The following is an 8,876-nucleotide window of genomic DNA, read 5'->3' on the forward strand; positions in this document are numbered from 1 at the left end:
CAGCAAGGCTATCGGAAGGCTCTGTGAAATGTTGAATTCGACAAAAACATTATTCCCGGGTTCGAAGCTTCGACTCGTTTATGGTGTCAAGGATATCGTCCATGTTACATAAAAATGAGGCACTGTGTCAGGATGTCTGAAGTTATCTATATAATCGGCGAAAATATGCGTCCTATTTAATAAAATCAGCCCAGGAGGTGTTTTATGGCACAGGATTCCAAGGAAAAACGGCGGGGACCGATCGTTGAATTGCTCAATAAGGCCCGGGCCATGGAGTTGCAGGCGATTCATCAATACATGAACCAGCACTATAACCTGGACAACCTGGATTACGGCGATATGGCCGCCAAGGTCAAGCTGATCGCCATCGATGAAATGCGCCATGCCGAGATGTTTGCCGACCGCATTAAGGAGTTGGGTGGAGAGCCGACTTCAGACCTGGCGGGGAAGGTTCAAAAAGGACAGAAAGTCGAAGTCCTCTTTCCCTTTGATGCCAGCCTGGAAGACCATACCATCGATACCTACAACCAGTTCCTGACCACTTGTCGGGAAAAAGGCGACAGTATCAGTATGAAGCTTTTTGAAGCCGTCATCGATGAGGAGCAGGTGCATTTCAATTATTTTGAAAATGTCAGCAGCCATATCGAGAAACTCGACGGCACCTATCTGGCCCGGATAGCCGGTACCCCTTCAACCACCGGCCTCCAGACCCAGGGTTTCGTCGCCAGACAGGGTACAACCCCCCCGCAAGGCGGGGCCGGGACATTGCGGTAAAGAAAGGAAGAATTAAATGGACTTCAAAGAATTATTGGAAAAAAGACGGGCTGTCAGAGACTTCGAGGATAAAGAGGTCCCGGTGGATTTGATCAGAGAAATCATCGCCGACAGCATCAAAGCCCCTAACGCCAGCAACCTCCAGCCCTGGAAATTCATTATAATCAACAATCGGGCAATGATGAAAAGGATTTCCGATGCCAGCAAAAAGACGATCATCGCCGGCATTGAAAAAGACCCCAATTCGCCCATGAAGGGTTATCTGGAGATCCTGAAGAATGAAAGCTTCAATGTCTTTTACAATGCCCCTGGTCTGGTAGCTATTGTCGGCCGTCTCAAGGGGGCTACCATCGCCATCGATTGTGCACTCGCCGCTGCTTATTTTATGCTCTCAGCCGCATCCAGGGGTCTGGGCACCTGCTTCGTCGCCCAGGGGGCGGAAGTCAGGGATCCCGAGCTTTTGATGGAAATCGGTCTGCCTGAGGGATATCGGATATGGGCCCCCATCATCCTGGGCTATCCCAATAATATTCCCTCCATGCCGGAGCGAAAAGAACCCGATATCCTGAAAATCATCTTATAACCCAATCTCCGGGGAAGGAGTCAGTCGTTGGCTCAGGATGAAAAAACTGACCTTTGTGAGCAAATAGAAAAGACCTATCCGGAAAAGTTCGTCTCCGAAGAAATATTATTCAGCCACATCCACCGGGGGGATCGTATTTTTATAAGCACGGCCTGTAGTGAACCCCAATATCTGGTTCGGGCCTTGATCCAATTTGTCGAATCGAACCCCAAGGCCTTCTTCGACGCGGAAATCCTCCATGTCTGGACATTGGGAGTCACCCCCTATATGGAGGAAAAGTTTAAAGAAAATTTTCGATACAACTCTTTCTTCGTAGGAAATAATGCCCGGGAGGCGGTGAACCGGGGACTGGCTGACTATACCCCCATTTTTTTATCCAGGGTACCGGATTTATTTTATCGGGGGTTTGTGCCGATTAATGTAGCCTTGATCCAAACGTCTCCACCGGATATCCATGGCTATATGAGCCTGGGGATCAGCGTGGATATCGTCAAGGCGGCGGTGGAAAATGCCTCCCTGGTCATTACCCAGGTCAACCGTCATATGCCCCGGGCCCATGGGGACGGATTTATTCATATCCAAGACGTGGATTTCATCGTCTGCCGGGATGAACCCCTTTTGGAATACGAAGCCATCGCCCCTGATGAAGTGGCCCGCCAGATCGGAAAGTATGTGGCCCGCCTGGTCCAGGACGGTGATACCATTCAGGTCGGATATGGGAGTCTGCCCAATGCGATTTTGAGCCACTTTAATCAAAAGAAACACCTGGGGGTACACACCGAGTTGTTGACCGACGGCCTGGTGGAATTGATTAAACTGGGGGCCATCGACAACAGCCGCAAGACCCTGAATCGGGGTAAAACCGTGGCCACCTTCTGCATGGGCCATCGGAAGACCTACGAGTTCCTCGAGGATAACCCCAGCATCGAGTTCCGGACCATAGACTATACCAATAACCCCCTGACCATCTCCAGGCAAAAAAATATGACCGCCATTAACAGCGCCCTGGAGATCGATCTGACCGGGCAGGTGACCGCCGAGTCCCTGGGCAAGACCTTTTACAGCGGGATCGGGGGGCAGGCCGATTTCATGCGAGGGGCTGTTTTGGCCCCGGGCGGTAAAAGCATTCTGGCCATCCAATCCACCGCCGAGTGGGGGAAGGTTTCCCGAATCGTTCCCTTCCTTCGGGAGGGCGCCGGCGTTACCCTTATCCGGGGAGACGTCCAATACGTGGTGACGGAATACGGCATCGCTTTTCTCCATGGAAAGAACATACGGGAACGGGCCATGGCCTTGATTTCCATTGCCCATCCTGATTTCCGCCCCTGGCTGATTGAGAAAGCCAAAGAGGCCAATCTCATTTACCGGGACCAGGCCTTTATCCCGGGGAAAAGGGGAGAATATCCGGAATATCTGGAGAGCATGCGGACCACGGCGAACGGTCTGCAACTCTTTCTGCGGCCGGTAAAAATCAGCGACGAGCCCCTGATAAAAGATTTTTTCTATTCCCTTTCCGACCAGACCCTGAAGCGCAGATTCATGTCTTTCCGCCAGGATATGCCCCACGAAAGGTTGCAGGAATTTGTCATCATCGATTATACAACGGAAATGTTTATTGTGGCTTGCCTCAAAGAAGGGGAAGTGGAAAGAATCGTCGGTTTGGGGCAATATTATATCACCGAGACCAACCATACGGCGGAAGTCGCTTTTGTGACCCGTGATGAGTATCAGGGCCAGGGTATCGGCAGGGAACTCCTGGCCTATTTAACCTATTTAGCCAAGCGGGAAGGACTCTTAGGTTTTACCGCCGAGGTCCTGATGGAAAATAGAGCGATGCTCCATTTATTCGAGACCATGGGTTTTGACATACAAAAACAAAATGAGCAAGGGGTCTATCAACTGAAGCTGACTTTTCGGGGAACCTGATGATCGATCATCCCACCCCAGGATTTTTAATCCCGGGAGTATTGGTCTGAGGGGAACCCCCCCTAAAGAGTTATTCCGATCAGGGCAATAATCATTCAAAAAAATCCTTGACAATACCGTTTGAATTATTTAAAAATGTCGGCAGTCGACAGTCTACAAATGAGGTCCGGATGTCCCCTTTCTGACCCATTAAACCCAAAGACTCAATGACTTAATAAACCCAATTGAGGGAGTATTTATCTTGGAAACTTATTATACGGATCTGCTCTGCATCGGGGCCGGTCTGGCCGGAGAACGGGTAGCCGTAGAGGCGGCCTTGCATGGATTTAAGAGCCTTTGCCTGAGCATTGTTCCTCCCCGGCAGTCCCATTCATCTGCCGCCCAGGGCGGCATGCAAGCCGCCCTGGGGAATTGCGCTATGGCCGATGGCGATTGTCCGGATATTCATTTTGTGGATACCGTCAAGGGCTCCGACTGGGGCTGTGATCAGGAAGTGGCCCGTCTGTATGCCGAACAGGCCCCGATCGCCGTTCGGGAAATGGCCTTTTGGGGGGTCCCCTGGAACCGGGTCGTCGGCGGGAAGAGTACCTACTACAAGGGGGGAAAGGTATTTGAAAAGGTTGAACCGAAAGAAAATGAAGGGCTCATAACGGGCCGGGAATTCGGCGGTATTTCTAAATGGCGGGGTTGCCATACTTCGGACGGGACCGGTCATACCCTCTTGTATGCCATGGATAATGTCTGCGTTCAGATGGATGTTCCGGTCCATGACCGGGTGGAAGCCATTGCCCTGATTCATAATGGAATAACCTGTATGGGCGTCGTGGCCCGCTGTCTGAAGAATGGCCGGCTTCGGGTCTATCTGGCCAAGGCTACGGTCATTGCCACCGGAGGCTACGGCCGTCTCTACCGGGAGACGACCAATGCGGTTATTAACGAAGGCAATGGGGCCATCATTGCCCTGAATACCGGTGTGGTGCCCCTGGGAAATATGGAGGCCGTTCAATTTCATCCCACCGGTATCGTCCCCCCCAATATTCTGGTGACCGAGGGCTGCCGGGGGGAGGGGGGAACTTTAAAGGATGTCAACGGAGACCGGTTTATGCCTGTATACGAACCGTTAAAACAGGAGCTGGCCTCAAGAGATGTGGTCTCCCGCTGGATGACCCATCACATCCGCCAGGGGCTGGGAGTGAAAAGTCCCTATGGCGATCATTTATGGCTGGACATCCGGCACCTGGGCCGGGCCCATATCAACTCCCATCTTAGAGAGGTGGAGGAGATTTGCAAAAAGTTTTTAGGCCTTGATCCGGCCGAAGAGATGATTCCGGTCCGGCCTGCCCAGCATTACAGCATGGGCGGGATACGGGTCAATAAATTCGGAGAGGTTTACGGCTTGAAAGGCCTTTTTGCCGCCGGAGAAGCGGCCTGCTGGGATCTTCACGGCTTTAACCGTTTGGCCGGTAATTCCCTGGGTGAAACAATTGTGACCGGAAGGATTGTCGGCAAAAGGGTGGTGGAATTTCTGGAGGGCTATGAGGTCCGGTTCGATACCCAGGTGATCCAGGACGCTTATAACAAAGAAGAAGGACATATCAAAACAATCATTCAAAGACAGAACGGCCCGGAAAAGGTTTTTGCCCTGAGGAAAATTCTTCAAGATGAACTGATGGACCGGGTATCCATCTTCCGTAATGGTCCGGACCTTCAGAAGGCCGTGGGAAAATTACAGGAACTCTACGATCGGTCCGACCGGATCGGACTCCATTCCCAGGACCAGGGGGTGAATCCGGAGCTTACCCTGGCCATACGATTCAAGGGGATGGTCCGTCTGGCCCTTTGTGTGGCCCACGGGGCCTTGATGCGTACGGAAAGCCGGGGGTGTCATGCCCGGGAAGATTTTCCGGAGAGGAATGACCGGGACTGGCTGAAAAGGACCCTGGCCTTCTGGAAGGAGGGAGATACCCTTCCCGGGTTGTCCTATGAGCCGAATTCCAGGGTCTGGGAACTTCCTCCCGGCGACCGGGGCTACGGTGCCGCAAAAATCATCTGTTCGGAAGATCCGGTGGTCTGCGGCCTTGAACCTGGGGAGCCGACCGCGGCGTTCAATGAATAAAGGCTATGATGAGTTCGTAAAAAATCGCTGGAATTCGCATTACGTCATTCCGGCGAAAGCCGGAATCCAGGTTCAATGGTTTGGTTCCCGGTTTTCACCGGGACGGTGTCTGAACCCCGGACATGCCCCGGACCCCGGATCTAATTCGGGGCAGGCTCTGATCCGGGGTGCGCCGGGGTGACGGCCCGGGAGACTTGTTACGAAGCCGTCAGCTATGAGAGATCCGCTAATAATCGAGGAAATTTTTATGGCCAGAGATTTAACCTTTCATATCTTTCGTTATCATCCGGAAGATCCGCAGTCTTATCCGCATCTGGAGACCTTCCATCTGGAAGAAACGGTCGGCATGACCCTTTTTATCGTGCTTACCCGGATTCGGGAAGAACAGGACCCCACGCTGCAATTTGATTTTTGTTGCCGGGCCGGGATGTGCGGCTCCTGCGCCATTCTCATCAACGGCCGGCCGGACCTGGCCTGCCATACCAAGACCATGGACCTGCCGGAGGAAATTACCCTCCTGCCCCTGCCGGTCTTCAATCTGGTGGGGGATCTGTCGGTAGACAAAGGCAGTTGGTTCCGGAAAATGAATGAACGGGTCGAGTCCTGGATCCATAGGGATGGATCATTTGATCCGGCCGCCCTGGAAGAACGCATGGATAACCGGACGGCTGTTGAGATCTATGAGCTGGAAAGATGCATCGAATGCGGCTGCTGTGTAGCCGCTTGCGGGACGGCCAATATGCGGCCTGATTTTTTAGGGGCCGTGGCCTTAAACCGTATCGCCCGCTTTATGGTCGATCCCAGGGACCAGCGAAAAGAGCAGGATTATTTTGAGATCGTCGGTACGGATGAGGGGATTTTCGGCTGTATGGGGCTTTTGGGTTGTGAAGATATCTGCCCCAAGAATCTCCCCCTCCAGGACCAATTGGGCCTGATGCGCCGGAAGATGGGCTGGAGTGCGATCAAGGGGCTGTTTGCCAGGAAATGAAGTTCGGAGTTCGTTGTTCGTAGAAACCCCATTGAATCTTAACCCCATTTTCATGATTCGTGGTGTTCCGCCCCGGATATGAAGTTTTCGTACGAAAATAAAGTTAAGAGTTCGGAGAAAGATCTTGTAAAGGATTTTACTGAAGACTAAAGACTGATGGCTGACCGCAACCTCTGAACCAACAGAAAGAGGATGTTAATCATGACGGAGCGTTTAAGGCGGACCTTGCTCTTTATCCCCGGCGGTAATGAGAAGGTCTTGAACAAAGGGCTGGGCCTGGAGGTAGACGGCCTGATCCTTGATCTGGAAGATTCCGTAGCCCCGGACAGGAAGACTTCGGCCAGAGAGGCCGTGGCCGAGGCCATAAGGGGCGCCGATTTCGGATGCAAGGAAAAGGTGGTGCGCATCAATGCCCTTTCAACCATGTATGGCCGGGAAGATATTGAAGGCGTTGTCCGGGGGAACCCGGATACTATCCTGGTGCCCAAAGTGGATAGGGCCGAGGATATAAAAGCCTATGACCGGTTGATCGCCGAGGTGGAAGAGAAAGAAGGCCTTGTTGCCGGTAACATAGGGCTGATTGCCTTGATTGAATCTCCCTGGGGGGTCATCAATATCGAATCTATTGCCCTGGCCTGTCCCAGGATGAGGGGCTTATTATTTGGTGCGGCCGATTTCACCCGTGAAACCCGGGGGAAGATCACGGCCGACCGCTTGGAACTCTTATACCCCATGATGCGTATTCTCCTGGCCGCTCGGATTGCCGGGATCGATGCCCTGGATACCCCTTACTTCGATATCAAGGATACGGAGGGACTGGAAAGGCATGCCCTGCAGGCTAAAGCCATGGGGTATGACGGGAAGGCCTTGATTCATCCCGGTCAGATCGAAGTGGTCAATCGAATTTTCACACCCACCCGGGAAGAGATAGATTATGCTCAAAGGGTGATCGAGGCCTTTCAGGCGGCCCGGAGAGAAGGGAAAGGCGTCATCCAATTGGACGGCAAAATGGTGGAGAACCTCCATGTGGCTATGGCCGAGCGGATTTTAAAGATTGCCGAACAGGCCGGGGTGGGACCGGTTTAGTTCGAAAATGCCTTCAGGGGTCAGGGATCAGGGGGCGGGGGTCAGTTAAAGAATAGAGTTGCAAGATGCAAGGTTCAAGTTTCAATGGAAAAACCTTGAATCCGGTACCTCGCCCATTGCCTATTGCCCATAACCTATAGCCTAAACAAAATTTTCATCCTTCGAGGCGCTGGCTTGAGGCCAGCATGACTGCTTAGTTTCTATTTTAATCACAGATCCAGGCAGACCCCAATAAACTTTCCCCAGTTATAAAAAGTAAACGGTGTAATAACAGGGACATAGGAATGGCGAAAAAGTCCTGGGCACTACTATTGACCATACATAAACTTCCTGATATTATCTAAATTAACAATTCAATGCTGCATGCAGCCGACGAATAATCGCTGCAAGTATTTTCACCTGTCATAAATCCCGATTATACCTGTCCAATAAAAAGAAATGCCTGCCAGTACAATTGGTTCACAATTATTGGAGCCAATTTGGGAGCATAAATCTTAGGAGTTCGAGATGACTCAGGAAAATAACAGGCTCTTAGATCTCGAAGACAGCTTCAGGAAATCCGCCATCAACGTCGCGATGGCGGCTTCCCGGTCGTTCTCAGAAGCCGCAAGAAGGACGCTTTGATCCGACGATATCTCTTTCTGGCCCTCGCAGCGGCCTTGCTGGCCCACCTGGGCTATCTGTACTTCAAGGTAGGCCGCGGGGTTGCCGGAGGGGACTGGGAAGCCCCTTCTATCCTTTACGGCCGCCCCACGGAAATCCGTAAGGGGGACCATCTGGGGAACCTGCACTTTGCCGAGCGGCTGCGTAGACTGGCTTACAAGAAAGTCACGGGAAGGCCGCCGATTGCCGGGACGTACTCCGAAGAGCAGGGGAAAATCCGGATTTTCCCCCGTGACGCCGGAACCGGGAAGTCCTCCCGTCAGAGCGGCCTCGCGGCCATCGGGGTTCGCGACGGGCGGGTGGTGTCCATTACCTCCGCGGCCGGGGAGCAACTCGACTCGGTCCGCCTGGAACCGGAGGAGATCGGCCGGATCATGGGCCCGAAGATGGAATCCCGGCGCCCGGTTGCCCTTTCCGCCATTTCTCCTTTTCTCCAGAAGGCGGTGATCGCCTCTGAAGACGCACGCTTTTACTCCCATATCGGGATCGATGTCATCGGCATCGTCCGGGCCTTGTCGACCAACCTCAAGGAGCATCGGTTCGTTCAGGGCGGCTCCACCCTCACACAACAACTGGCGAAGAACTTCTTCCTTTCCCCGAAAAAGACCCTCTGGCGCAAACTGCGCGAAGCGGAACTGGCCCTCTTTTTTGAGTTGCGCTACTCAAAAGATCAGATCCTTGAAATGTACCTTAACAAAATTTACTTCGGACAGGAGGGCCCACGGGGGATCTACGGCATC

7 protein-coding genes are annotated in these 8,876 nt (G+C 52.7%); all 7 read left to right on the forward strand.

Going from position 1 to position 8,876, the window contains the following annotated elements; all coding sequences use genetic code 11:
* Nucleotides 1-204: 204 nt before the first annotated feature.
* Nucleotides 205-774, forward strand: coding sequence for a bacterioferritin (locus HY879_26080; protein MBI5606814.1), 570 nt, complete (start codon nt 205-207; stop codon nt 772-774).
* 16 nt (nt 775-790) lie between these two features.
* Nucleotides 791-1,357, forward strand: coding sequence for a nitroreductase family protein (locus HY879_26085; protein ID MBI5606815.1), 567 nt, complete (start codon nt 791-793; stop codon nt 1,355-1,357).
* A gap of 27 nt (nt 1,358-1,384) precedes the next feature.
* On the forward strand, nt 1,385-3,283 hold the full coding sequence (locus HY879_26090) for a GNAT family N-acetyltransferase (GenBank protein ID MBI5606816.1): 1,899 nt from the start codon (nt 1,385-1,387) through the stop codon (nt 3,281-3,283).
* A 241-nt stretch (nt 3,284-3,524) separates the two neighbouring features.
* Complete coding sequence (locus tag HY879_26095; GenBank protein MBI5606817.1) at nt 3,525-5,399, forward strand: fumarate reductase flavoprotein subunit; 1,875 nt, start codon at nt 3,525-3,527, stop codon at nt 5,397-5,399.
* A 247-nt stretch (nt 5,400-5,646) separates the two neighbouring features.
* Entirely contained in the window at nt 5,647-6,387 is a 741-nt protein-coding gene (locus HY879_26100) for a fumarate reductase iron-sulfur subunit (protein ID MBI5606818.1), read from the forward strand.
* Nucleotides 6,388-6,588: 201 nt separating this feature from the next.
* Nucleotides 6,589-7,473: a CoA ester lyase gene (locus HY879_26105; protein MBI5606819.1), complete on the forward strand. Its 885-nt coding sequence runs from the start codon at nt 6,589-6,591 to the stop codon at nt 7,471-7,473.
* A gap of 620 nt (nt 7,474-8,093) precedes the next feature.
* The coding region (locus HY879_26110) for a transglycosylase domain-containing protein (GenBank protein MBI5606820.1) at nt 8,094-8,876 on the forward strand (783 nt) is incomplete at its 3' end.

It is taken from the genome of Deltaproteobacteria bacterium, from assembly GCA_016219225.1.
Taxonomy (GTDB): Bacteria; Desulfobacterota; RBG-13-43-22; order RBG-13-43-22; family RBG-13-43-22; genus RBG-13-43-22.